This window comes from Vibrio sp. 2033 (assembly GCF_033339735.1).
The window spans coordinates 1-510 of sequence record NZ_JAWOVC010000879.1 but is presented as its reverse complement, the minus strand read 5'-3'; the positions used below and the strand labels follow the sequence as shown (position 1 = coordinate 510).

Annotated in this window: 1 pseudogene; it reads right to left on the bottom strand. The window is 50.6% G+C overall.

Annotation, left to right across the window (positions count from 1 at the left end):
* Nucleotides 1–510, bottom strand: a pseudogene (locus R7P74_RS29605) (glycogen debranching enzyme); the annotation flags it as partial.

Below are 510 nucleotides of genomic sequence, written 5' to 3'. Positions count from 1 at the left end.
CGTTTGGCAGCTTAAATCGCGCTGTAGCGTTCGTTTGGTTGATGAGGTAAACCAACTCTTGCCCGTCTTTACCAATGCCTAAGTGAAGCGCTACGGAGCTTAATCGGTTCCAGTCGTCGTGTTCCATTAATCGGCCATCGGTTCGACGCCAGAAAATACGGTTGTTGTTGCGATTTTCGCCGCTGAAAGCACGGATGAAAGGCACCATGTATTGGTGACGGTTTGCGACCATTTGCGCCATCCAAGTTTTGAAGTGCGCTTTGCGCTCCGTCTCGCTCCAGTTGATCCAACTGGTTTTATTGTCTTGGCAGTAGGCGTTATTGTTGCCACCTTGCGAGTGTGACAATACATCGGCGGTCAAAATGTGCGGAATACCAAACGCAAAGAGCAAGCTCGCAATCAGGTTGCGTTTTTGCTTCTCACGCGTGGCGATGATCATGATGTTTTCCGTCTCGCCTTCTACGCCGTAGTTTTCTGAGCGGTTGTCACCGTGGCCATCGCGGTTCTCTT